The 22497-nt window shown below is 38.0% G+C and carries 23 protein-coding genes and 1 pseudogene; 7 read left to right on the forward strand and 17 right to left on the reverse strand.

The annotated features are described in order from the left end of the window. Positions 1-112: 112 nt before the first annotated feature. Genes rep through waaA form a run of 4 tightly spaced genes read right to left on the reverse strand, consistent with a single transcriptional unit; the run spans position 113 to position 4093 of the window. Positions 113-2128 carry a DNA helicase Rep gene (rep, locus tag DV356_RS08355; RefSeq protein WP_118806819.1) on the reverse strand — a complete coding sequence of 672 codons (2016 nt, stop codon included), beginning with the start codon at positions 2126-2128 and terminating at the stop codon, positions 113-115. A gap of 5 nt (positions 2129-2133) precedes the next feature. Beyond that, positions 2134-2346 (reverse strand): YceK/YidQ family lipoprotein, encoded by a 213-nt coding sequence (locus DV356_RS08360; protein WP_105894873.1) that lies wholly within the window; start codon positions 2344-2346, stop codon positions 2134-2136. Continuing rightward, entirely contained in the window at positions 2343-2813 is a 471-nt protein-coding gene (gene coaD / locus DV356_RS08365; protein WP_042601566.1) for a pantetheine-phosphate adenylyltransferase, read from the reverse strand. The genes DV356_RS08360 and coaD overlap by 4 nt, the downstream gene beginning before the upstream one ends. Continuing rightward, positions 2810-4093: a lipid IV(A) 3-deoxy-D-manno-octulosonic acid transferase gene (gene waaA, locus DV356_RS08370; RefSeq protein ID WP_118806820.1), complete on the reverse strand. Its 1284-nt coding sequence runs from the start codon at positions 4091-4093 to the stop codon at positions 2810-2812. The genes coaD and waaA overlap by 4 nt, the downstream gene beginning before the upstream one ends. A gap of 62 nt (positions 4094-4155) precedes the next feature. Here waaA and DV356_RS08375 point away from each other — a divergent pair, with 62 nt between their 5' ends. After that, positions 4156-4920: a glycosyltransferase family 2 protein gene (locus DV356_RS08375; RefSeq protein WP_061659695.1), complete on the forward strand. Its 765-nt coding sequence runs from the start codon at positions 4156-4158 to the stop codon at positions 4918-4920. Here the strand turns inward: DV356_RS08375 and DV356_RS08380 are convergent. The 9 genes from DV356_RS08380 to DV356_RS08420 all read right to left on the reverse strand — a co-directional run bounded on the left by DV356_RS08380 (position 4917) and on the right by DV356_RS08420 (position 14330). Then, positions 4917-5480, reverse strand: a complete 564-nt coding sequence (locus DV356_RS08380) for a DNA-3-methyladenine glycosylase I (RefSeq protein WP_061659703.1) — start codon at positions 5478-5480, stop codon at positions 4917-4919. The two genes, DV356_RS08375 and DV356_RS08380, sit on opposite strands and share 4 nt — an antisense overlap. A 109-nt stretch (positions 5481-5589) precedes the next feature. Next, positions 5590-6348 carry a DUF3800 domain-containing protein gene (locus DV356_RS08385; RefSeq protein WP_118806821.1) on the reverse strand — a complete coding sequence of 253 codons (759 nt, stop codon included), beginning with the start codon at positions 6346-6348 and terminating at the stop codon, positions 5590-5592. Between the two features lie 11 nt (positions 6349-6359). Then, positions 6360-7166 (reverse strand): shikimate dehydrogenase, encoded by an 807-nt coding sequence (gene aroE, locus DV356_RS08390; RefSeq protein ID WP_118806822.1) that lies wholly within the window; start codon positions 7164-7166, stop codon positions 6360-6362. 3 nt (positions 7167-7169) lie between these two features. Beyond that, positions 7170-7721 (reverse strand): L-threonylcarbamoyladenylate synthase type 1 TsaC, encoded by a 552-nt coding sequence (tsaC, locus tag DV356_RS08395; RefSeq protein WP_118806823.1) that lies wholly within the window; start codon positions 7719-7721, stop codon positions 7170-7172. Between the two features lie 15 nt (positions 7722-7736). Further along, the gene (locus tag DV356_RS08400) at positions 7737-8285 is read right to left on the reverse strand and encodes a DNA topoisomerase family protein (RefSeq protein ID WP_118806824.1); all 549 of its coding nucleotides are present in this window, start codon (positions 8283-8285) and stop codon (positions 7737-7739) included. 9 nt (positions 8286-8294) lie between these two features. Then, a complete protein-coding gene (locus DV356_RS08405) occupies positions 8295-10211 on the reverse strand; it encodes an ABC transporter ATP-binding protein (protein ID WP_118806825.1) in 1917 nt (638 codons plus the stop codon). Between the two features lie 183 nt (positions 10212-10394). Next, positions 10395-10691 carry a type II toxin-antitoxin system antitoxin ToxA gene (toxA, locus tag DV356_RS08410; RefSeq protein WP_005650837.1) on the reverse strand — a complete coding sequence of 99 codons (297 nt, stop codon included), beginning with the start codon at positions 10689-10691 and terminating at the stop codon, positions 10395-10397. Then, the gene (gene toxT, locus DV356_RS08415; protein ID WP_005694481.1) at positions 10684-11043 is read right to left on the reverse strand and encodes a type II toxin-antitoxin system toxin ToxT; all 360 of its coding nucleotides are present in this window, start codon (positions 11041-11043) and stop codon (positions 10684-10686) included. The genes toxA and toxT overlap by 8 nt, the downstream gene beginning before the upstream one ends. Before the next feature lie 269 nt (positions 11044-11312). After that, positions 11313-14330 carry a TonB-dependent hemoglobin/transferrin/lactoferrin family receptor gene (locus DV356_RS08420; RefSeq protein WP_118806826.1) on the reverse strand — a complete coding sequence of 1006 codons (3018 nt, stop codon included), beginning with the start codon at positions 14328-14330 and terminating at the stop codon, positions 11313-11315. A 308-nt stretch (positions 14331-14638) separates the two neighbouring features. Here DV356_RS08420 and DV356_RS10035 point away from each other — a divergent pair. The 3 genes and pseudogenes from DV356_RS10035 to cydC form a co-directional block, all read left to right on the forward strand. Next, a pseudogene (locus tag DV356_RS10035) lies at positions 14639-14728 on the forward strand (ABC transporter); the annotation flags it as partial. Between the two features lie 123 nt (positions 14729-14851). Continuing rightward, the gene (locus tag DV356_RS08435; protein WP_118806828.1) at positions 14852-16597 is read left to right on the forward strand and encodes an ABC transporter ATP-binding protein/permease; all 1746 of its coding nucleotides are present in this window, start codon (positions 14852-14854) and stop codon (positions 16595-16597) included. After that, on the forward strand, positions 16590-18248 hold the full coding sequence (gene cydC, locus DV356_RS08440) for a thiol reductant ABC exporter subunit CydC (RefSeq protein WP_118806829.1): 1659 nt from the start codon (positions 16590-16592) through the stop codon (positions 18246-18248). Before DV356_RS08435 ends, cydC begins: the two co-directional genes overlap by 8 nt. Before the next feature lie 54 nt (positions 18249-18302). Here the strand turns inward: cydC and glpX are convergent, their stop codons facing one another. Continuing rightward, complete coding sequence (gene glpX, locus DV356_RS08445; RefSeq protein ID WP_005650821.1) at positions 18303-19304, reverse strand: class II fructose-bisphosphatase; 1002 nt, start codon at positions 19302-19304, stop codon at positions 18303-18305. A 161-nt stretch (positions 19305-19465) separates the two neighbouring features. Here glpX and DV356_RS08450 point away from each other — a divergent pair, with 161 nt between their 5' ends. From DV356_RS08450 to dtd, 3 genes are all read left to right on the forward strand, one after another. Then, positions 19466-19684: a cell division protein ZapB gene (locus DV356_RS08450; protein WP_005650820.1), complete on the forward strand. Its 219-nt coding sequence runs from the start codon at positions 19466-19468 to the stop codon at positions 19682-19684. A gap of 97 nt (positions 19685-19781) precedes the next feature. Beyond that, complete coding sequence (mioC, locus tag DV356_RS08455) at positions 19782-20222, forward strand: FMN-binding protein MioC (protein WP_118806830.1); 441 nt, start codon at positions 19782-19784, stop codon at positions 20220-20222. After that, the gene (dtd, locus tag DV356_RS08460) at positions 20219-20653 is read left to right on the forward strand and encodes a D-aminoacyl-tRNA deacylase (protein WP_118806831.1); all 435 of its coding nucleotides are present in this window, start codon (positions 20219-20221) and stop codon (positions 20651-20653) included. Before mioC ends, dtd begins: the two co-directional genes overlap by 4 nt. Positions 20654-20958: 305 nt before the next feature. On the opposite strand, the gene ispF is transcribed toward dtd, so the two are convergent. The 3 genes from ispF to ftsB are packed head-to-tail and all read right to left on the reverse strand — an operon-like array spanning position 20959 to position 22387. Beyond that, entirely contained in the window at positions 20959-21435 is a 477-nt protein-coding gene (gene ispF / locus DV356_RS08465) for a 2-C-methyl-D-erythritol 2,4-cyclodiphosphate synthase (RefSeq protein WP_005687916.1), read from the reverse strand. After that, on the reverse strand, positions 21432-22109 hold the full coding sequence (ispD, locus tag DV356_RS08470; RefSeq protein WP_118806832.1) for a 2-C-methyl-D-erythritol 4-phosphate cytidylyltransferase: 678 nt from the start codon (positions 22107-22109) through the stop codon (positions 21432-21434). The genes ispF and ispD overlap by 4 nt, the downstream gene beginning before the upstream one ends. Next, a complete protein-coding gene (gene ftsB, locus DV356_RS08475; protein WP_005658968.1) occupies positions 22109-22387 on the reverse strand; it encodes a cell division protein FtsB in 279 nt (92 codons plus the stop codon). Before ftsB ends, ispD begins: the two co-directional genes overlap by 1 nt. Between the last annotated feature and the right edge of the window lie 110 nt (positions 22388-22497).

Below are 22497 nucleotides of genomic sequence, written 5' to 3' on the forward strand. Positions count from 1 at the left end.
GGCTATTTTTCTTTTCATCATCAATGGTATAGTGAACGAAATTATTGATAAAAATACTTTAAAACCTGACCGCACTTTTCCCCTCTTGTCTTTTCATTCCGAGCTAGGTTTTCTAACCTCCTTTCAAAATCGCTCTTAATCGATCAAGTTGGTTTTGTGTTTTTTCTTGTTTTTGCTCGGTAGTTAGTTTTGGTTTATCACGTTCCCACAGTACATCATCATTAGGTAATTCAGCTAAAAATCGGCTCGGTTCTGGGCGAACTAATTCACCATATTGACGGCGCTCATGGCATAAGGAAAAGGTGAGCTCTTTTTGTGCTCTTGTGATACCCACATAAGCCAAGCGGCGTTCTTCTTCCACGTTGTCTTCATCAATGCTAGTTTGGTGAGGCAAGATGCCCTCTTCCATACCAATCAAATAAACATAAGGAAATTCCAATCCTTTAGATGCGTGCAATGTCATCAGTTGAACTTGATCGCTGTTGTCATCGTCTTCGCCTCGCTCTAACATATCCCGTAATGTCAGGCGGGTTACCACTTGATTAAGGTTCATCGGCTCATTGGTTTCATCGCCTTTTAACATATCCGCAACCCAGTCAAATAACGTGGCGACATTCTTACTTTGCATTTCTGCCGCTTTAGGGCTTGTTGCGTATTCGTACAAATATTCTTCATAATGAATCACAGATAACATTGAACGTACCGCACGTTCAGGTTCAGAACGTTGAATTTCATCATTAAGTTCTACAATCCAACGGCCAAATTTTTGCAATGAATCATAGGCTTTTGGTGTGATGCGTTGAATAAGTTCAAACTCAAAAATAGCATCGAACAAACTGATGTGTTTTTCTTGAGCCAACTCGCCAAGTTTTTGTAAGGTTGCGGTGCCAATTTCACGCTTCGGTGTATTTACAATACGCAGGAATGCGGCATCATCATCTTGATTCACCACCAAGCGCAAGTACGCCATCATATCTTTGATTTCTGCACGGGAGAAAAAAGAAGTACCACCCGAAATTTTGTAAGGAATACGGTTTTGCATCAGTACTTTTTCGAGTAATCGAGATTGATGATTGCCTCGATACAAAATCGCATAATCTTTATATTTGGTTTTACGGCTAAAACGATGGGCGATCAACTCAGCGACAATCCGCTCTGCTTCGTGTTCTTCATTTTTTGCTTCGATAATAAGTAATTTTTCCCCTTCGCCAATGGTTGAAAAGAGTTTCTTATCAAACACGTGGTCATTGTTATCAATCAAAATATTGGCACAATGCAGAATGCGTTGGGTTGAACGATAATTTTGCTCTAGCTTAATCACGTTCAAACGAGGGAAATCATCGCATAAACGCACCATATTTTCTGGTCGTGCGCCACGCCACGAATAAATAGATTGGTCATCATCGCCCACCACAGTAAAACAAGCACGATCCCCCACTAAAAGTTTAATCAGTTCATATTGGCTGGTGTTGGTATCTTGATATTCATCCACCAACAAATAACGAATTTTTGCCTGCCATTTTGCCCGCACTTCTTCATTTTGCTTGAACAACAATGTCGGCAGCATAATTAAATCATCAAAATCAAGAGCATTGTAAGCTCGAATTTGTGTGGCGTAACGCTCATAACATTTTGCAAAAGTTTGATATTTAGCATCACGCGCCAACGCAAATGCCTGTTTTGGCGAAATCAAATCATTCTTCCAGTTAGAAATCACTGAAATTAACTCACGCAATAAATCCTTATCTTCTTTTAACACATCGGCGGTTAGCTCTTTTAACAACGCAAATTGATCGTGCTCATCAAACAAGGTCATATTTGATTTAAAGCCCAACGCTTTATATTCACGCTTAATAATGTCAAAACCGAGGGTATGAAAAGTGGAAACGAGCAAGCCTTTAGATTGTTCTTTGCCAATGGAATGTGCTACACGCTCTTTCATCTCACGTGCGGCTTTGTTGGTGAAAGTAACAGCAGCAATTTGTTTCGGAGAATAACCACACTTTCCAATTAAATGGGCAATTTTATTAATGATTACGCGAGTTTTGCCAGAGCCTGCGCCAGCAAGCACAAGACAAGGGCCTGTTACATATTCAACGGCTTGTTGTTGTTGAGGATTGAGTTTCATAAGAATTATTGAGCCCACGCATAGGGCAGTAACACGGTGTCTAATAAAAATGAGAGGGGCAAATCTAAGATTGGAAATCCCCATTGTTGAGCCATTTCAAGATCATAAGCAACCCCTGCATAGGCAGTATATTTTTCCGTTGGATCGATAAGTTTGACCACGGAACCACAACCAGATAAAGCGATAAGTGCGGTTAAAAAAATAAAGGTTTTTATCATCGTGCTTTTAACGCATTGAACACAGACACAGGAACTAGCTCAGCGACATCTCCGCCATGCAAATAAATTTCACGCACAATGGTGGAAGAAACAAACACCCATTTTTCTGCTGGTGGGAAAAACAAGCTCTCTACGCCTTTTGTGAGTAAACGATTAAGAGCAGCTAATTGAAGTTCATATTCAAAATCGGTTGTCGTGCGTACTCCGCGAATAATGGCAGAAATATTGTGCTGTTTAATCACATTGGCTAACAAATCAGAAAAGCCAAAAACCTCCACATGGGATAAATGCGCAACAGATTGACGAACAAGTTCTACGCGTTCCTCCAAAGAAAATAGTGTTTTTTTGCTTGGGCTATTTGCCACCGCCACTAAAACACGAGGAAAAATCACTGCACTTCTTTCAATTATATCTAAATGACCGTTCGTGATCGGGTCAAAAGTGCCAGGATAAATCACGCTCGTCATACATTACGCTCCAAATAAGGTTTTAATAAATCTAACAAACGCTGTAATGCCCCTCGGTTTTCCATCAGCACTTCATAGCCTGCATTGCCTAAACGTTCGCTAGCCTCTTTTGAATTTAATAAGGCTTCTACCGCGCGTTCTAAGGAATCTGCGGTTGAATTAACTTCCAACACACCTTGCACTTCCACCAGCATTCGAAATATCTCGGGGAAATTGAAAGTATGCTTGCCAGTAATCACTGGCATTTTAAATGCAAGAGGTTCTAAAGGATTATGCCCCCCATGTTTCACAAGGCTTCCCCCCACAAAAGCAATATCGGAAATGCCATACATCAACATCAGTTCGCCCATGCTATCACCCAAAATCACTTGGGTATTCTCATTTGGTAACTCATTTGTAGAACGACGAATAAATTGAAATTTTTCCTTTTTAAGTAAATCAGCCACCACATTAAAACGCTCTGGATGGCGTGGAACGAGCAATAACAATAAATTTGGGTATTTTGCTAACAAAGTGCGGTGAGATTTTAAAATGATTTCATCTTCTCCGTTATGCGTACTGGCTGCAATCCAAATCGGACGATTTTTTACCCAAAGAGATCGTAAATCATCAATCTTTTCACGTAATTCATCAGTGATCGAGAGATCATATTTAATATTGCCCGTGATATTCAATTTTTCCTTTGGGTACCCCAAAGTGGCATAGCGTTTTCCGCTAATATGATCCTGTGCTGCAATCAAACTAATTTGCGACCACATTGTTTGTAAGCGCGCTTTTATTTTTCCGTAACGATGTGCAGAACGTGCGGATAAACGAGCATTAGCGATGACAAATGGGATATTGCGTAAAAATAATTGATGAATAAGATTAGGCCAAAGTTCTGTTTCCATCACGATACATAATTTAGGTTGTACAAAATTAATAAAACGATGGATCGAAAAAGGTAAATCAAAGGGTAAATAATAATGAAAAACACTGTTTCCAAAAGTGGCTTTTACGCGTTCTGAACCTGTGGGGGTAAAAGTTGTAAAAGTAATGGATAAATGCGGATAATCTTGTTGCAATTGACGAACCAGCGGTGTCGCAGCAATCACTTCTCCAACGGAGGCTGCGTGGATAAAGATCCCTTGTGGTGGTGGGCAAGACGCATTGCCATAAAAACCATAACGTTCAGCCAAACGCTGACGATAACGTGGAGATTTAACACTGAGCAAGCCAATAAAACACAATATCAACGGCTGGCAAATTAAAAGCAAGCTGGTATAAAAAAAACGCCACATAAATGAAATTCGGTTATACTTGAAAAAATTTCGGCTAGTATAGCAAAAAAAGGATTGAAAATATGCCTACAATTAGCGTTGCAATGATTGTAAAAAATGAAGCACAAGATCTAGCGAATTGCTTAGACACTGTGAAAGATTGGGTGGATGAAATTATCATTCTAGACTCTGGTAGCACAGATAACACTAAAGAAATTGCGCTCAGTTATGGGGCGAAATTCTATGAAAATAGAGACTGGCAAGGGTTTGGAAAACAACGCCAATTAGCCCAACAATATGTAACCAGTGATTATGTACTCTGGTTAGATGCAGACGAACGCGTTACCCCCAAGCTGAAACAGGCTATTTTAAGTGCGGTCAAAAATAATCGAGAAAATACCGTTTATGAAATTCCACGAGTCAGTGAAGTATTTGGACGTGAAATTCGCCATTCAGGCTGGTATCCCGATTATGTGGTTCGCCTCTATCGCACAAACTATGCACAATATAACGACTCACTTGTACATGAAAAAGTGGAATTTCCAGCTGGCACAAAAGTAGAAAAATTAACAGGGGATTTAGAGCATTTCACTTATAAAAGCATCCATCATTATCTAGTGAAATCCGCGGGTTATGCAAAAGCATGGGCAGACCAACGCCAAGCTAAAGGAAAAAAAGCCACACTGTGGCAAGGAATTTCTCACGCCATCGGTTGTTTTGTGAAGATGTATTTATTAAAAGCGGGTTTTTTAGATGGCAAACAAGGATTTTTATTAGCGGTGTTATCGGCACATTCAACCTTTGTAAAATACGCCGATTTATGGGAGCGAGATCAACATAAACACTAGCGAGTTTTGCAAGGACAATCATTTAAATGATCGTCCACCAGCCCCATAGACTGCATAAACGCATAGCACGTGGTTTCGCCAACAAAGACGAAACCACGTTTTTTTAAGGCTTTAGAAAGAGCTTTAGATATTTCTGTTTTAGCTGGCACAGATCGCAAATCAGGCACATCATTGACGATCGGTTTATGATTCACAAATGACCAAATAAAATCACTGAAATTTTCACCGCACTTTTCCATCTCTAAATAAGCTTTCGCATTTTTGACAATGGCTTCTAACTTGGCTCGATGGCGAATTAATCCTGCATTTTTCATACAATCATCAATATCAAGTGCGGTCATTGTTGCGATTTTTTTCGGATCAAATTGATGAAAAGCTACACGGTAAGATTCACGTTTTTTCAAAACCGTAATCCACGAAAGCCCTGCTTGCTGCCCTTCCAAACAAATTTTTTCAAATAGCTTTTGGCTGTCGAATTCAGGCTTTCCCCATTCCTTATCATGATAATCAATATAAATAGGTTGTTCGCCAACCCAAGGGCATCTGGTTATTTGTTGCATATTTAAAACTTGACAAAATAAAACGTTTTGATATATTCCGAGCCAAGTGGATCGAGGGTGCTTGGTCGGCGTCATAGCTTCAGTGAGTTTCATTGAGGCTTTTCGCTTTTTAGGAGTAAGGAAAATGTTTCAGTCCTTTTTGATCAAAATTTTCCCCCAGTATTTTTCTTCCACCTTCACAATAAAATTTCTTTTTAAGGATCTCAAAGGCTCGATTTGGTTGATTACTATCTAAAATATGTCTCCCGATAGGTCTTGCCACTAAATCCGCAACCTGCAACCCCACAGAATTAATCTGTTTTGGCACAATCTTTACTTGAAAAGGCAAGGACTTTTTAAATTTATTTTGTCCGTCACAAATACGTAAAAACTCCAGCTCTAACTCTCTATCCTCATTACGTCCACGGCTTTCCACAGCAACAAAAGTGATTTTATCTTCTTGATGCTTTTCACAAACAAATTCGTATAGGGTTTCTAAACAATGTTTGAGTGAAAAATGATAAGGGTGTGTTGTTTCATTTTGTGGTATTTTTCGCTTATCAATCACACAGGCAGCAAGAATAAAATTAGTATTTTCAATAATAGATGAAATACGTTCCATAAAACCTTCACGCTGTTCACGAGAAGTGAAAATATTAAAATCGCCTTTTTCTTTGCGGATTTCATGCTCATGCAATATCACCATATCATGACCAAAATAATCAAATTTTAGCTTCTGTATCTGCGGAACAATATTATTTCGATAATGGTCTTTATAAAAAATACAGAATGCAAGCACAAACACAGGGTAGTTTTTGTCAATTGACTGTAAACTATGATCTCCACTTTCATCAACATATACCATAAAGTCGCTGTATTTACTTTTCATTGTCAATTACCTTATTTTAATTGTTCATAAACCGCGACAAAATCTGGCATTACGCCTCGCCATAAATGGAAAGAATGTGCAGCTTGTGCGACCAGCATTCCAAAGCCATCGCTAACATTGGTTAAACCTAAACTTTTGCATAATGCAATAAATGGCGTGTCTGTGCCTTTCGCATATTGCATATCGTAAAAAGCTGAACCTAATTTTAAAATTTCAGCATCAACTGGTGCAGTTCCACCACTTAATCCAGCTGAAGTCGCATTAATTACCAAATCATAAGTTTGTAGCGGAATAGAATCCATTGAGGCTGCTTGAATATTGCCGTAAGGCTGAAATCTTTCAGCTAATTCTTTGGCTTTGGAAAAAGTGCGGTTGGCAAGCACAATATTTTGTTGAGCTTGCAAAAGTGGCAATAATACGCCTTTTGTTGCTCCGCCTGCTCCTAGAATTAATATGCGTTGATTTGGATGAAGCCAATTTAAACGTTGTAAATCCGTCGCTAAGCCAATCCCATCAGTGTTATCCGCATAAAGTTTTCCATCATCGAGTTTTTTGAGCGTATTGCAGGCTTCCGCCAATTTGGCTCGTTGGCTATATTCGTCTGCCAGCTGATAAGCTCGTTCTTTAAAAGGCGAAGTAATATTGCAACCTTTCGCACCCTCCTCAAAAAATGCCAAAAGCTGTTGTTCAAAAGAATCAAGATTGCCTAATTTTGCGATGTATTCCATAGTTTGATGGGTTTGCGCTGCTAACTTATTTTGAATTAATGGGGATTTACTTTGCGTAATCGGATTGCCCCACACAGCATAAAGATCCATAAATTATCCCTGTCTAAAAAGTTGATTTGTGCGTAAGTCTCGAATTTCAGATGGATTGCGTGCATCTCCCACAATTTCATCCAATACAGGAAAATCTACACCGAATTGTAACCGCACTTCATCGGCGGTGCGACAAGGTGGCTCTCCTGTCAGATTTGCACTAGTCGAAGTTAATGCAAAACCCGTAATTTCACACAAGGCTTTCACAGACGAGTGATCGCACAAACGTATCGCAATGCTATCAAATTTGCCCGTGAGAAAATGTGGGGTGGTGGATTTAGCTGGCACAATCCAAGTCGTTGGACGTTCATATTTACCTTGCAGGCGAGAAAGCTGTTCATCGTTAATCTGTTCAAAATCAACAAAAGGACGGAAAAAATCCAAGCTAGGTGCCACTAAAATCAGCCCTTTTTCCACTGGACGTTGCTTCAAATCAAGTAATTTTTTTACCGCACTTTCACTTTGCGGATTACAGCCCAAGCCAAATACAGCTTCAGTGGGATAAGCAACCACTTGATTTTGTCGAAGTGCTTCGGCGATTTGTTCTCTATTCATTTCACTCTTTTACGTTTATTGCTCAAAAATATGACGACAAGTTTTATTTGCACACTGGAAAATTTGTTTTTCCCCATTTCTTTCTACATTGTCGCTTTTTAACAAAGAAAGTGGGAAATGGCAGGTTGGGCAAGACACGGTATAAGGCTTGGCAGGCAAAGAAAATTTACATTTAGGGAAATTATCACAGCCGTAAAAAATTTTTCCTTGGCGACCTCGACGAGAAATCAAATGCCCCGTTTTACATTCAGGACAAGCAATTTTTTCCTCAGATTCAGATTCTTCTCGCACCACAAAATCGCATTCAGGATAATGGCTACAACCAATAAACATCCCAAAACTGCCTTGTTTCAACTGCAATAAATTACCGCACTTCGGGCAAATTTCATTAAGTGTTTTTAATACTTTATGTTCCACTCGTTGCAAAGGACGCAAATAATCACATTCAGGATAAGCAGAGCAACCTAAAAACAGCCCTTTTTTGCCTTGTTTAATTTGCAAAGGCGCACCACATTGAGGGCAATATTCCTGTTGTTTGCTATGATGAAAAAGGCTTTGATTCATAATCTATCCTTATGCTTGAAGCATTTCTTCCAATTCTTCCTGTGCGGTCATCCATTCCGTTTCCACATCATCCAATGCTTTCTTCACATCCACTTGTTGAGCCAGAAGTGCGGTCAATTTTTCTTTATTTTCGGCATTATATAATTCGGTATCTGCCAGTTGATTTTCTATGTTCGCAAGCTCAGAAGAAAATTTATTCATTTTTTCTTCTAATTGCGTGATTTTTTTACGTAATGGTGCAGTTTGTTGGCGTAACTCTGCTTCACGGCGTTTTTGTTCCTTACGATTTTGAACCGAATTTTCATTATCGCCCACTTTTTCCGAAACTTTATTTTCAGACGTACTGTTTTGTTCATTCAGCCATTTTTGATAGTCTTCTAAATCGCCTTTGAATTCTTCCACTTTTTTATCGTGAACTAAATAAAATTCTTCCACGGTATTGCGTAATAAATGACGATCGTGCGACACCACCACCAAAGAACCTTCGTAATCCACCAACGCTTCCGTTAATGCCTGACGCATATCCAAATCCAAATGGTTAGTCGGTTCATCAAGTAGTAACAAATTCGGGCGTTGCCAAACAATCAAAGCCAACACCAAACGAGCTTTTTCTCCTCCAGAAAAGGATTTCACTGCTTGATTTACTTTATCGCCGTGAAACGCAAAACTGCCTAAATAATCTCGAACTTGTTGCTCCGTTTGCTCAGGTGCTAGTTTTTGCATATGCCACAGAGCAGATTCATCTGCGCGTAAAGTATCTAATTGATGCTGGGCAAAATAGCCAAGCTGAACACCTTTTGCCAACTGAACTGTGCCTGAAAGTGCGGTCAGTTCTCCAGCTAAAAGTTTAATCAAGGTTGATTTTCCTGCACCATTTTTCCCGAGTAAACCAATGCGCGAACCTGGCACCAAATTCAGTTTAATTTTACTTAAAATTTCTACCGCACTTTCGCCGCTGCCATAACCTGCACTTGCCTGTTCAATCATCACCAACGGATTCGGCAAGGATTGCGGTGGACGAAATTCAAAAGTAAAAGGATTATCCACATAAGCAGGTGCAATCAGCTCCATTCTTTCCAATGCTTTCATACGGCTTTGTGCCTGTTTAGCTTTGGTGGCTTTGGCTTTAAAGCGATCAATATATTTTTGTAAATGGGAAATCTTTTGTTGTTGCTGACGATACATCGCTGTTTGTTGTGCAAGTTTAGTGGCTCGTTGCACCTCAAAGGAAGAATAATCGCCCGTGTATTCGTTGAGCTTCTGATTTTCGATATGGAGGATTTTTGTCACAATTGGGTCGAGAAAATCACGGTCGTGAGAAATTAATACCAAAGTGCCTTGATATTGCACTAACCAACGCTCCAACCAAATAACCGCATCCAAATCCAAATGGTTGGTCGGCTCATCCAGTAATAATAAATCTGACGGACAAAGCAATGCTTGTGCCAAATTCAAACGCATCCGCCAACCGCCCGAAAAAGCCCTCACTGGCTGGGTTGTTTCTTCTTGACTAAATCCTAAACCATTCAATAACGAAGCGGCACGAGATTGAATTGTCCACGCATCCAACATTTCTAATTGCCCGTGAATACGCGCAATGGCGTTACCGTCATTGCGTTCATTTGCTTGTTCAAGCTCTTGTTGCAAACGGCAATATTCACGATCCCCTTGAATCACATAATCAATCGCTGAAATATCCAATGCAGGCGTTTCTTGATTCACCCAAGATACTCGCCAATTTGATGGGTAATTTACCTCGCCCCCCTCTGGCGTTAATTCTTTTTTTAATAAGGCAAAAAGCGAAGATTTTCCACAACCATTTTTCCCCACTAAGCCGACTTTTTGCTTAGGATTAATGGTAGCAGAAGCATTTTCGAGAAGCTCCGTTTGCCCTCGTTTTAAGGACAGATTACTAAATATAATCATTTTTCTACATAGGTCTTAATTTGAGGCTATTTTGCAATATTTTTTCTTTTCTCGGAACAGTCTATTCCGATTTTATCGATTTTCTAGTCAAAAAAGCCACGTATAATAAGGTGCAATAAAAACTATTTATTGAGAAAACTTAATGAAAATATAACAAGTCAATATGAAAATAATGGGTATATCTTAGGCATTTTTTACCCTTAGAGGCACAATTGACAGGGTTTTCCCTAAAGGAGCGAGCAATTTTAACAACGTTTCAAGTTGAGGATTCGTTTGTCCTTTTTCAATGCGTGCAATCATAGGTTGCTTCACACCGCTTAAGGTTTCAAGTTGTTTTTGGGAAATCCCAAGTTGCTGACGAGAAGTAATCAATTCTTTAATTAAGGCTACACGCAAATTACTTTCTCGGATTTCTTCTTCATTGAAAATTTGCTGTTCAAACTCATTCCAATTTGAACCTAATGGGCTGATTTTATTCATTTTTCAATCTCTCTTTTAATTCACTTAAGCGTTGTTGGGCAGTTTGGATTTCTCGTTTTGGCGTTTTTTGTGTTTTCTTCATAAATTGATGTAGTAAGACAAAGCGACCATCCATTAATCTTGCAAACAAGATGCGATCCCTAATTGGACGAAGTTCCCAAATTTCACCGTCTAAATGTTTCACATAGGGTTTGCCAACAGACGTCCCGAGTTCGCTTAATAATTTTACATAATCTCGAATTTTATTCAGTTTAATTCGACTATCTTTGCTTTCATTTTGAGCCAGCGATAGCAGATATTCTTTCACTGGCTCAATGTCATTTTGGTCTCTGTAAAAGAGAATCTCGTACATAATTTATCCTATTTACTTATTTATTTCAATAACTAATAAGTTATTGATTTTTGATGTGTAAGCATAAATAGAAACTAAAAATTTGGCGAGATAGTCATTTCAATCTTTCGATCGAGATCGCAAAAATAGCAAAAAGAGGTTGATTTTCAAGGAGATTTTGCACAAATGCCGATGTTTGAACATTAGCTTTGAAAGAGAGAGTAAAAGGTAGATCCTTTCTTAAGAAAAAGTGCGGTAAAAATTTACCGCACTTTTGATTTTAGACAGGTTTAAAACTCAAACTGCACTGACATCTTATAATTTCTACCTGGTGCGTAGAAACGGTTAATGCCTAGTCCTGTTGATTGATCTATAACATTACTTGTTCCAAATGAACGAATTGAACGAGCAGAATCCCAAGTAATATATTTACGGTTTGTAAGATTATATACGCCAGCTCTTATGGTTAAATTTTTAATTGGTTGCACATATCCAATTAAATCTAGAATAGTATAAGATTTACTGCGCCATTTTATGGTTGTATCACGTTTACCACGTTCTTTCGCATAAATATCATAAGTATCTTCTGGATTTTTAGTGGCTACGTGGGTAGTGTAGAAATTAAATCCAAATTTTTGGCTTGGGTGATCATAGCCTAAGCCATACACCATCGTTTTAGGCTGAATTGCATTCATAGGAATATTGCCATCCATTCTTCCTTTTTGATAGGTATATTTATAGCTTAGGTTAAATCCATCCATAAATTTTGCCATTTTACCAAGGAATACTTTTGAATTAATTTCTATTCCTTTTACTACCGCACTATCTCTATTTATATTTTGATAAAGAGAAAACGGTAATAAGCTACCTCCTCTATCGCCTACGTTAAACTTTTTTTCTCCTTTAAATATTAGGTCGATAAAGTTTTTATAGTTAGTTTTAAACAGACTTGTGGAAATAAATCCCCAATCATCATTATGTAATGTAAAAGCAATTTCTTTTGTTTTTGCTATCTCTGGTTTTAGATTAGTATTTGGCAAAATAGTGAAATCAGGGTGTTTAAAGGTGAAATACATTTCATCTGAAGTTGGTGCTCTAAAACCTTTTGAATATTTTAGTTGTAAACGAAGAAAACTCGTTGGATCAATCGTTGAAACAAAACTGTAAGAATGTGCTTTATATTTTTTGTTCTGTTTGGCGATATAGTCAATATTTTGTTGTACATTTTTCTTAATATCATCATCAGAAGGATTATTTTTTTCTAATGGAATAAATAATCCTTTCACAATATCATCGGGTAATTTGGGTGTGATACCGTGTTTATATTTTGGTTGATAATGGATATTGTCATAACGATAACCCAAATCAAAAGATAAATAATCAGTTATAACAAAATTATCAAAGAGATAGACTGATTTTTCTTTTGTTTTAATGGGTAATAAGTAAGAAAATTCAGGATCAACTCGAGGGCAAAGGTGAGCCTTCCAAGAATCTTCACAGGTTCGTGGAATTTCTTGTGATGGGTCGCGGGAAAAAAAGTCTGTTTTAGTGCCTAGAGTACGTTCAGCCCACCACTGAACATCAGTGGCATCATTACCAGCACGATTAACCATTCGCTTCATCGTTGTATTATATGAGCTACCATATTGTAGATTATGTTCAACACGCCAAGTTTTGAAGTCTTTGGTTAAATCTAAATTTAATTGTTGGGTGTTGGTGTCTAAATCTCGCTCTTGCCAGAGGCGTTCTAAATAACCAGGTGAAGAGGGAAGAATAGATTTTATTGTCCTATCATTCTTATGATTTATTCTAGCGAAAGTTTTGCCATTTATTTCTTTTTTTTCAAGTTCAAATTCTTCCAATTTTCCATCATAGCCATAATATGTTTTACCTTTAAAAGCTTTGATTTTATTTTGACAATCAAATATTGAACAATCATACCAAGTGTCATTGGCGTTTCCTAGGGTTAGTTTATCTTCTATTACTTGATCATTAATATCAATAAATTTCTTGAAGTCATCATATTTTTCGTTATTAGTACTTTTTTGAAATTTAAGTTCTGAACCATCTCGACGTGTTATTTTCCCATCTGTTAATTTTAGTCCCGTGGGATTTGCAGTTCCCTCACAATATCTTACACCGGCATCACAGTATTCGTCAGTTCTTGCTCTCGTTTTTATTTTTTGTTTTGAAAAAGTAATTTTTAACGTATCCCAAAATGGAGTTTGAGAGAAATTTTCATAGCTAAAGGAAATATTACGTCTCTTTGTTTTATCATTGGTGTGTCTAGAATCAACTTCATCGGTTTCATTACCACTACGTTGATATTTTAGTGTATAGGATAAATCTTGCCCACGAGAACGATGTTCATATAAATCTGCTGCAAGGGTAAAACGATGATTTTCAGTAGGATTGAAAGATAATTTTAATAATGTACTATCTTGCTCAATTTTGTATGGGTCTGCTTTTTCTCTTTTTTTACCTTGAGTAAGGCTATCTGCATTTTTGTAATCATAGTTTTCAAGTTCGTGTCCATTTCTGCTTGTTGTAACCACTAGCACATCAAACTTTTTATAACGTCCAGCAAGAGTAAGGGTATTGAATGATTGATTATTTTCCGTAGCGTATCCTTTTTTGTAACTTACATAGTAATCCTTGTTAAGGAGATAATCCCTCGCATCTTTTGTTTTATAAATTACAGATCCACCTAAGGAACCACTACCACTTTTGATTGAATTTGCCCCTTTTGTAATATTTACTTCTTTTAAAGTTTCAATTTCTGCACCATTACGCGTATTATTGAAGTTACCATAACCCTCAAAAAGCTCTTTAAAGCCTTGAGAAGATAATGTTTCAGCTTGACGTAATCCATCAATATTAATCGCTACACGATTTTCATCTACACCACGAATGGCAAAACCGCTTTGCCCAAAACGCCCAGCTTCAACAACAGTAACGCCAGTCTCGTATTTAACGATGTCTTTAATATTGTTTGCTTGTTCTCTTTCCAGCGTTTTAGCCGTTTTTACAGTTTCGGCAATTTTTGGCGGAGCTTTCGTATCAGTATTTTCGGTAGAGCCAGATACATTTATTTGTTCTAGTTGTTCGGAAAGATTACTATTTTGGTTGGTTGGTTGGTTGGTTGGTTGGTTGGTTGGTTGGTTGGTTGGTTGGTTGGTTGGTTGGTTGGTTGGTTGGTTGGTTGGTTGGTTGGTTGGTTGGTTGGTTGGTTGGGCAGCATAAGCAATACCTGCCGTTAGCCCAAGCATAACGGAATAGGCAAGCACGTTTAATCTAAAATTGGCCATATTTAATCCCATAAAAACAAATAATACTAATTCTCAAATATATTATAGGAGAAAGTATTTTCTCACAATACTAAAAGTGTATTTTTGATCAAAATCAAGAAATAAAAACTATTCTCATTATTTTCTGTATTTAAACGAGCTTGTTTCCTATAATGCGAGCCGTTGATTGTTGATATTAGTAATTGTAGGGTGGGCTTCAGCCCACCAACAAACAATCGTAAGATATTTTGGTGGGCTGAAGCCCACCCTACATTAAGTACGCATAATTCTTTCTATGCGTACTTCTTTTTATTTTAGGAGTAATCATTATGATGATAGATAAACGCCTAATTAACACGGTGGCTGACAGCAAAAAATGGATTGGTATCACGGTGTTGTGGAATTGGGTGGCGTTAGTAGTTGTAGGGTGGGCTTTAGCCCTCCAACAAACAATCGTAAGATATTTTGGTGGGCTGAAGCCCACTCTACGTTAAGTACGCATAATTCTATGCATACTTCTTTTTATTTTAGGAGTAATCATTATGATGATAGATAAACGCCTAATTAACACGGTGGCTGACAGCAAAAAATGGATTGGCGTCACGGTGTTGTGGAATTGGGTGGCGTTAGTTGGCGGGATTATTAGTGCCGTTGTGTTTTCTTATATTTTACAGGCGGCTTATTTTCACGAATTGAGCCTGTTAAGTGCGGTCATTTTGGGCATCGTTTTGATTGCAGCATTGGCATTGCGTGCTTTCGCAGGTAAAAAATCGGTGCAGGCGTCTTATTTTGCCAGTACAAAAGTGAAGCATGAATTGCGTAGCCTTATCTATCGTAAATTGGCTTCTATGCCGCTTAACCAAGTGAACCAGCAATCCACCTCAAGCATTATTCAAGTGGCATCAGAAGGTGTGGAACAGCTTGAAATTTACTTTGGGCGTTATTTGCCGCAGCTTTTTTATAGCTTGCTTGCACCGCTTACCCTCTTTGTTTTCTTGATTTTTTTCAGCTTTAAAACAGCCGTAATTTTGTTGATTTGCGTGCCGCTTATCCCAATGTCGATCATTGCAGTGAATAAAATTGCGAAAAAACTTTTGGCAAAATATTGGTCGATTTATGTGGGGTTAGGCAGCAGTTTTTTAGATAACTTGCAGGGTTTAATTACGCTAAAAATCTATCAAGATGATGCTTATAAAGCGAAAGCGATGGATAAAGAGGCTGAGCATTTCCGCAAAATTACCATGAAAGTGCTTACTATGCAGCTTAACTCTGTTTCTCTTATGGATTTACTCGCTTATGGTGGCGCAGCTATCGGGATTTTAACCGCACTATTGCAATTCCAAAATGCACAACTCAGCGTGTTAGGCGTGATTTTATTTATTCTACTTTCCTCCGAGTTCTTTATTCCCCTTCGTTTGCTTGGTTCATTCTTCCATGTGGCGATGAATGGCAAAGCGGCTTCAGATAAGATCTTTACATTACTTGATACGCCAGTGGAAACCCAACAAAGTGCGGTGGATTTTGAAGCAAAAAATAACGTTCAAGTGGAAATTAAAGATCTGCATTTTTCTTATAGTGAAGAAAAACCAGCAATTACAGGTTTAGATTTGAGTATCTTACCAAATCAGCTTACGGTATTTGTGGGTAAAAGTGGTTGCGGTAAATCAACCTTAGTTTCGTTGTTGATGGGCTTTAATCAAGCGCAACAAGGTGAGATTTTGTTTAATGGACAAAACGCCCTCAATATTGACCGCACTTCTTTCTATCAAAAAGTATCATTAGTAAGCCACAGCAGTTATGTGTTTAAAGGCACACTGCGTGAAAATATGACGATGGCGAAAATTGATGCAACAGACGAGCAAATTTATGCTTGTTTAGAACAAGTGAATCTCGCCCAATTTGTACGCGAAAATGGCGGCTTAGATATGCAGCTATTAAGCCGAGGTGCGAATTTATCGGGCGGTCAAATTCAACGTTTAGCCTTAGCGCGTGCTTTATTGCACAATGCGGAGCTTTATATTTTTGATGAAGCGACCAGTAATATTGATGTGGAAAGCGAAGAAATTATTTTGCAGTTCATTCAACAATTTAAACAACAAAAAACCATTGTGATGATTTCCCATCGTTTGGCAAATGCGGTAAATGCGGACTGTATTAACGTACTTGACCAAGGCAAATTGATTGAGCAAGGCACACACGAAAGCTTAATGGCAAAACAAGGTGCGTATGCTGAAATGTTCCAACAACAAAAAGATTTAGAACAAATTAGAGAGGTGGCAAATGCGTAAAAATGGTTTTGTTGTAATGGGGCATTTGTTGAAATTAGTGACTCCACTGGCGCACATTATGGCGTTTACCATTACTATGGGAACGCTCGGTTTCCTTGCTGCCATCTTTATTATGGTGCTGGGTGCGATGGGGTTAGTGAATCTCTTAAACTTTGACACTCATTTAAGTTTCTCTGGCATTTTGACCGCACTTATCGTGTTGGCGGTGGCTCGTGGCGTATTGCGTTATTTAGAGCAAATGTCAGGGCATTATATTGCTTTTAAATTACTCGCATTATTGCGTGACAAAGTGTTTTCTTCTTTGCGTCGTTTGGCTTTTGTGAAGTTGCAAGATAAACAAGCAGGGCAATTAGTGTCATTAGTAACCAATGATATTGAATTGCTTGAAGTATTTTATGCACATACCATTGCACCAATTATGATCGCGTTCTTTACCTCTGCGATTTTATTGTTGGTTTTTGCTCATCTTTCAGGTTGGTTTGTGCTTGTGGCATTGGCGGCGTATTTAACAGTGGGCGTAATCCTACCGATTATTACCACCAAATTGGCACGTGAAGATGGCAGACGTTATCGTGAATTAGTCGGCGAAATGAATGATTTCTTCCTCGACAGCGTGCGTGGTATGAAAGAAATTCAGCTTTTTGGTTATGCAAAACAACGCTTAGATGAAATTCAACAACGCAGCCAAAAAATCGATACGGCGTTTGAGCGTATCAAAGACCAAGAAGCGAAAGTTCGTGTTTATACTGAAGTGGCAGTATCTGTTTTCAACATTATTATGCTGTTTACTGGCTTAATTTTATTTAGCTTAGATAAAATTGATTTCGCTGCCTTTTTAATCGGCGTGATTTTATTGATGTCGAGCTACGGGCCAGTTATCGCCTTAAGTAACCTCTCAAGCAACTTGTTACAAACTTTGGCTTCTGGCGAACGAGTATTAAGTTTATTAGCGGAAGAGCCAGAGTTAAAAGATGTAGAAAGTGCGGTAGATTTAAAAGATGTTTCTCGCATTGATGTCGAGAATGTAAACTTCGCTTACGGCGAAGAACAAATTTTATCGGATGTCAGCTTATCTGTGAAAAAAGGGGAAATATTAGGTATTCACGGCAGAAGTGGTAGCGGTAAAAGTACCTTGTTGAAATTGCTTATGCGTTTTTACGATCCAAAATCAGGTAGCATTAAAATTAACGGCGAAACCTTACCGAATATCAACACTTGCAGTTTGCGTGACAATATGGCGTACATTACTCAGCAAACCTATATTTTCAACGAAACCATTGAGGAAAATATTCGCCTTGCTCGCCGTGATACAACCTTAGAAGAAATTATGGAAGCGGCGAAGAAAGCCTCAATTCACGATTTTATTTTGAGTTTGCCACAAGGCTATCAAACAAAAATGACCGAATTGGGTGGCAATCTTTCTGACGGAGAAAAACAACGTATCGGTATTGCCCGAGCATTCTTGCATAATGCACCGATTATCTTGCTTGATGAGCCAACCAGTAATTTGGATAGCTTAAACGAAGCAATGATTTTGAAATCATTACTCGATGTTAAGGCTGAAAAATTGATTATTCTCGTCAGCCATCGTCAATCTACCATGGCAATTTGCGATCAGGTAATTGGCATAGAAAACGGCAGAATGTCCTAAATTAATATAAGAAAAAATCGCACTGTTAAAGGTGCGATTTTTTTGTTTCTAATACTAAATATTCAAAATTTTATAAAGGTCATCCAAATAATGAATAGATTGAATTTTACGAATTGTGCGGGACTTTCCTCGAATTAAAATGGTTTCAGTACTGGCTAAATTGCCTTTGCGGGAGATACCTTTAAGCAAATCGCCATTGGTAATGCCTGTTGCAGTAAATACAAGATTGTCATCACGCACGAGATCTTCAAGTTTTAACACTTCATTCACTTTTATGCCCAGTGCTGCACAGCGTTGAATCTCATTAGCTGCAATTTTTTTATTTTCTTCGGTGTCGCCTTTTACTTCATTGCGTGGGATTAAACGAGCTTGCATATCGCCACCTAATGCTCGAATGGCTGCAGCAGCTGCCACGCCTTCTGGCGCACCACCAATTCCATAAAGAAGATCGACTTCAGCATCAGGTAAACAACACAATACGGAACCTGCCACATCGCCATCAGGAATTGCCAATACTTTCGCGCCCAAGTTATGTATTTGTTTAATTACGGCATCGTGACGTGGTTTTGCTAATACCATTACGGTAAGGTCAGAAAGGGATTTTCCTAGCTTAGATGCGATGCGGCGAAGATTTTGTTCCAGTGGTAAATTTAAATCAATGATGCCTTTTACATTTGAACCCACCACTAATTTTTCCATATACATATCAGGTGCTTTTAAAAAGGTATTTTTGCCACCTGCAGCCAAGACAGAAATAGCATTAGATTGCCCCATTGCGGTCATACGTGTACCATCAATAGGATCTACTGCGATAGAAACTAATTCCCCTAAGCCAGAACCGACTTTTTCGCCAACATAAAGCATTGGGGCTTCATCAATTTCGCCCTCTCCTATAACGATTTCAGCGTCCATATGAATCAAATTCAGCATATAACGCATCGCTTTTACCGCTGCATCGTCTGCCGCATTTTTATTTCCTCGACCAAGCCACGTGTAAGCTGCTAGAGCGGCGGCTTCTGTTACTCGTGAAAATTCAATGGCTAATGCTCGATTCATTATTATTCTCCTTCTGCTTATTTTTCAAGATTATGGTAAAAATAGCATCATTCTATCACTGAGTAATCGTTTGCATAATAAATTTTTATTCAATGCTTTAAAAAGGTAAATTTACTGGGTAAAATACCCCTAAACTTACCCATATTTAAAAGGAAATCATTATGTCTTTAGAAATTTTAGACCAACTTGAAGAAAAAATTAAACAAGCGGTAGAAACTATCCAATTACTTCAATTAGAAGTTGAAGAATTAAAAGAGAAAAACGCAGAATCTCAAAGAAATATCGAAAACTTACAAACTGAAAATGAACAGCTGAAAAACGAACATCGTAACTGGCAAGAGCATATTCGTTCATTACTTGGTAAGTTTGATAACGTTTAATCGTAATAAAAGGCTTAGATTTTCTAAGCCTTTTTATTTTAATCATTTCAATAATTTTCTTTTCTCTTTGAGAAGAAAATAAATATAGGATAATAAAATGCACATTTGTATTCTTTCAGGCAGCACTTTAGGCGGGGCGGAATATGTTGCCGAGCATTTAAACGATGTTTTAGAAACTCAAGGTTTTTCCACCGCACTTTTTCACGGACCAAATTTATCTGACATTGAAAACGAGAAAATTTGGCTGATTGTCACTTCAACGCACGGTGCAGGCGAATTACCAGACAATTTAAAACCTCTATTTGATGAATTAGCGAATAGCCAAAAGGATTTTTCAGATGTTTGTTTTGGGGTCGTTGGGTTAGGTAATTCTGATTATGATACTTTCTGCTATGCTGCGGAACAAGTGGAGCAAACACTTCAAGCAAAAAGTGCGGTCAAAATTTGTGAGACTTTAAAAATTGACGTGTTAAACGTGGATGATCAAGAAAGTTATGCTGAAGAATGGTTACCGAGTTTTATTGAGGGATTAAAATGATTGCCCTAATTCAGCGTGTGTCTCAAGCAAAAGTGGATGTAAATGGCGAAACAATAGGGCAAATCGGAAAAGGTTTATTGGTTTTACTTGGTGTAGAAAAAGAAGATAACCAAGAAAAAGCGGATAAACTTGCTGAAAAAGTGCTTAATTATCGAATTTTCAGTGATGAAAATGACAAAATGAATTTAAATGTTCAAAAAGTACAAGGGGAATTACTTATCGTTTCGCAATTTACATTAGCGGCGGATACACAAAAAGGTTTACGCCCGAGTTTTTCAAAAGGTGCGTCCCCAGCATTGGCTAATGAATTATATGAATATTTTATCCAAAAGTGCGGTGAGAAATTACCTGTTTCAACAGGGCAATTTGCAGCGGATATGCAAGTGAGCTTAACAAATGATGGGCCTGTGACGTTTTGGTTAAATGTATAACAAGAAAATCTAATTTGGTAATAAGCTCGCTGTTTTACATTTGTTTATTAAATGGTTTAGTGAATGGAATATTCTTGTTAAAACGTATAAATTCCATCAATTAATAATGAACCATATATTCAACAAGGTTGGTAAGCAAAAAGGCGGACTGAAGCCCTCTATTGCTCCCTCACCCATAAATGGGCGTTTCCTTTCACCAATGGTCACTTAATAATAACGAGCAATCGCTTATTATTTCACTAATAAAAATGCGATGAAATTCTTTTCAAATTGCACCGCACTTTTAAGAATATAAGAATAGTAAATTATTGTCGGATTAAAAGAGCAACGGCTTCACAAGCAATCCCCTCTTGTCTTCCTGTAAAGCCTAATTTTTCGGTAGTCGTTGCTTTTACATTAACTTGCTCAATATCGCATTGGAGATCTTCAGCTATTTTGGCACGCATTGCATCAATATGTGGGCGCATTTTAGGTGCTTGAGCGATGATGGTAATATCAACATTACCAATTTTATATCCCTTTTCTTGTACTTGACGAAACGCTTCACGCAGTAAGCCTCGACTATCCGCATTTTTATATTGCATATCGGTATCGGGGAAAAGTTTTCCAATATCGCCTAAAGCCGCAGCCCCTAAGATTGCATCAGTTAATGCGTGTAATGCCACATCGCCATCTGAGTGCGCAATAAAGCCCGTATGATAAGGCACTTCTACACCACCAATAATTAATGGACGATCTTCGCCAAAAGCGTGAACATCAAAGCCGTGTCCAATTCTGATCATAATTTATTCCTTGTTAAATAAAATTCTGCTAATGCTAAATCTTCTGGACGAGTCACTTTTAAATTATCGCTACGTCCAGCCACTAAGTGCGGTCGAAATCCAGCAAGTTCTATCGCTGATGCTTCATCTGTTATATTCGCACCTTGTTGAATTCCTGTGGAAAGCGCATCTCTTAATATATCTACTGGGAAAAACTGCGGTGTCATTGCTTGCCAAAGCTGGCTACGATCTTCTGTTTTTACAATACATTGCTGATTGTCCGCTCGTTTAATCGTATCTGTTACTGGGATTGCCAAAATCGCACCTTGTTTATCTTCAATAGCTAACAATTTATCAATATCAGCATGTTGTAAACAAGGGCGAGCAGCATCATGAACAAGCACCCAGGCATTTTTTTCCGCAATTGCATTTAAACCATTTAAGACAGATTCAGCTCGCGTTGTGCCACCTTCCACTAACTGAATTTTAGGATCGAGCGATAGTGTAGAAATATAAGGATCATCTTTGCTTACAGCCAAAATAATTTTAGATACGGCAGGATAAGAAAGCATCACATCGAGTGTATGTTCAAGCAGTGTTTTGCCAAGCAGCGTTAAATATTGTTTAGGTTTATCCGCTTGCATCCGTGAACCAACACCAGCCGAAGGCAAGACCGCAATAATTGAACGAGCCATTATTTACTCTCTTTTACAATATGATAGAACACTTCATTTTCTTTCACTAAGCCATGTTGCATTCGTGCGCGTTCTTCGATCGCTTCAAAACCTTTTGTTAATCCTTGAATTTCTGCATTAATACGCTGATTACGTTGAGATAGCTTTTCATTTTCTGCTTGATTTTCCTTAATTTTCTCAGCATTTTGACGATAATCTAAAAAACCGTTACTGCCAAACCAAAAATCATATTGAAACAATACTAATACTGAAAGAAGGATTAAAATAAGAAGTCGCATACGGATATTTGTTGTGAGTAAAATTTTAACCAGTTTACCGTGAAAAATTAGGAAAAACGATAAAATGAAAGAAAGTGCGGTTAAAAATTCTTTTATTTTAACCGCACTTT

This window comes from Haemophilus influenzae, from assembly GCF_003494325.1.
Lineage (GTDB): Bacteria > Pseudomonadota > Gammaproteobacteria > Enterobacterales > Pasteurellaceae > Haemophilus > Haemophilus influenzae_I.

Excerpts from the sequence above, each read along its gene's own strand:
- DV356_RS08435 (WP_118806828.1), top strand. The coding sequence starts at position 14,852 with ATGATGATAGATAAACGCCTAATTAACACGGTGGCTGACAGCAAAAAA.
- ispD (WP_118806832.1), bottom strand. The coding sequence starts at position 22,109 with ATGGCTCGTTCAATTATTGCGGTCTTGCCTTCGGCTGGTGTTGGTTCA.
- tsaC (WP_118806823.1), bottom strand. The coding sequence starts at position 7,721 with ATGAATAGAGAACAAATCGCCGAAGCACTTCGACAAAATCAAGTGGTT.
- coaD (WP_042601566.1), bottom strand. The coding sequence starts at position 2,813 with ATGACGAGCGTGATTTATCCTGGCACTTTTGACCCGATCACGAACGGT.
- cydC (WP_118806829.1), top strand. The coding sequence starts at position 16,590 with ATGCGTAAAAATGGTTTTGTTGTAATGGGGCATTTGTTGAAATTAGTG.
- toxA (WP_005650837.1), bottom strand. The coding sequence starts at position 10,691 with ATGAATAAAATCAGCCCATTAGGTTCAAATTGGAATGAGTTTGAACAG.
- aroE (WP_118806822.1), bottom strand. The coding sequence starts at position 7,166 with ATGGATCTTTATGCTGTGTGGGGCAATCCGATTACGCAAAGTAAATCC.
- glpX (WP_005650821.1), bottom strand. The coding sequence starts at position 19,304 with ATGAATCGAGCATTAGCCATTGAATTTTCACGAGTAACAGAAGCCGCC.
- toxT (WP_005694481.1), bottom strand. The coding sequence starts at position 11,043 with ATGTACGAGATTCTCTTTTACAGAGACCAAAATGACATTGAGCCAGTG.
- DV356_RS08405 (WP_118806825.1), bottom strand. The coding sequence starts at position 10,211 with ATGATTATATTTAGTAATCTGTCCTTAAAACGAGGGCAAACGGAGCTT.
- ftsB (WP_005658968.1), bottom strand. The coding sequence starts at position 22,387 with ATGCGACTTCTTATTTTAATCCTTCTTTCAGTATTAGTATTGTTTCAA.
- DV356_RS08400 (WP_118806824.1), bottom strand. The coding sequence starts at position 8,285 with ATGAATCAAAGCCTTTTTCATCATAGCAAACAACAGGAATATTGCCCT.
- DV356_RS08375 (WP_061659695.1), top strand. The coding sequence starts at position 4,156 with ATGCCTACAATTAGCGTTGCAATGATTGTAAAAAATGAAGCACAAGAT.
- ispF (WP_005687916.1), bottom strand. The coding sequence starts at position 21,435 with ATGATCAGAATTGGACACGGCTTTGATGTTCACGCTTTTGGCGAAGAT.
- dtd (WP_118806831.1), top strand. The coding sequence starts at position 20,219 with ATGATTGCCCTAATTCAGCGTGTGTCTCAAGCAAAAGTGGATGTAAAT.
- DV356_RS08385 (WP_118806821.1), bottom strand. The coding sequence starts at position 6,348 with ATGAAAAGTAAATACAGCGACTTTATGGTATATGTTGATGAAAGTGGA.
- rep (WP_118806819.1), bottom strand. The coding sequence starts at position 2,128 with ATGAAACTCAATCCTCAACAACAACAAGCCGTTGAATATGTAACAGGC.
- waaA (WP_118806820.1), bottom strand. The coding sequence starts at position 4,093 with ATGTGGCGTTTTTTTTATACCAGCTTGCTTTTAATTTGCCAGCCGTTG.
- DV356_RS08360 (WP_105894873.1), bottom strand. The coding sequence starts at position 2,346 with ATGATAAAAACCTTTATTTTTTTAACCGCACTTATCGCTTTATCTGGT.
- mioC (WP_118806830.1), top strand. The coding sequence starts at position 19,782 with ATGCACATTTGTATTCTTTCAGGCAGCACTTTAGGCGGGGCGGAATAT.
- DV356_RS08420 (WP_118806826.1), bottom strand. The coding sequence starts at position 14,330 with ATGGCCAATTTTAGATTAAACGTGCTTGCCTATTCCGTTATGCTTGGG.
- DV356_RS08450 (WP_005650820.1), top strand. The coding sequence starts at position 19,466 with ATGTCTTTAGAAATTTTAGACCAACTTGAAGAAAAAATTAAACAAGCG.
- DV356_RS08380 (WP_061659703.1), bottom strand. The coding sequence starts at position 5,480 with ATGCAACAAATAACCAGATGCCCTTGGGTTGGCGAACAACCTATTTAT.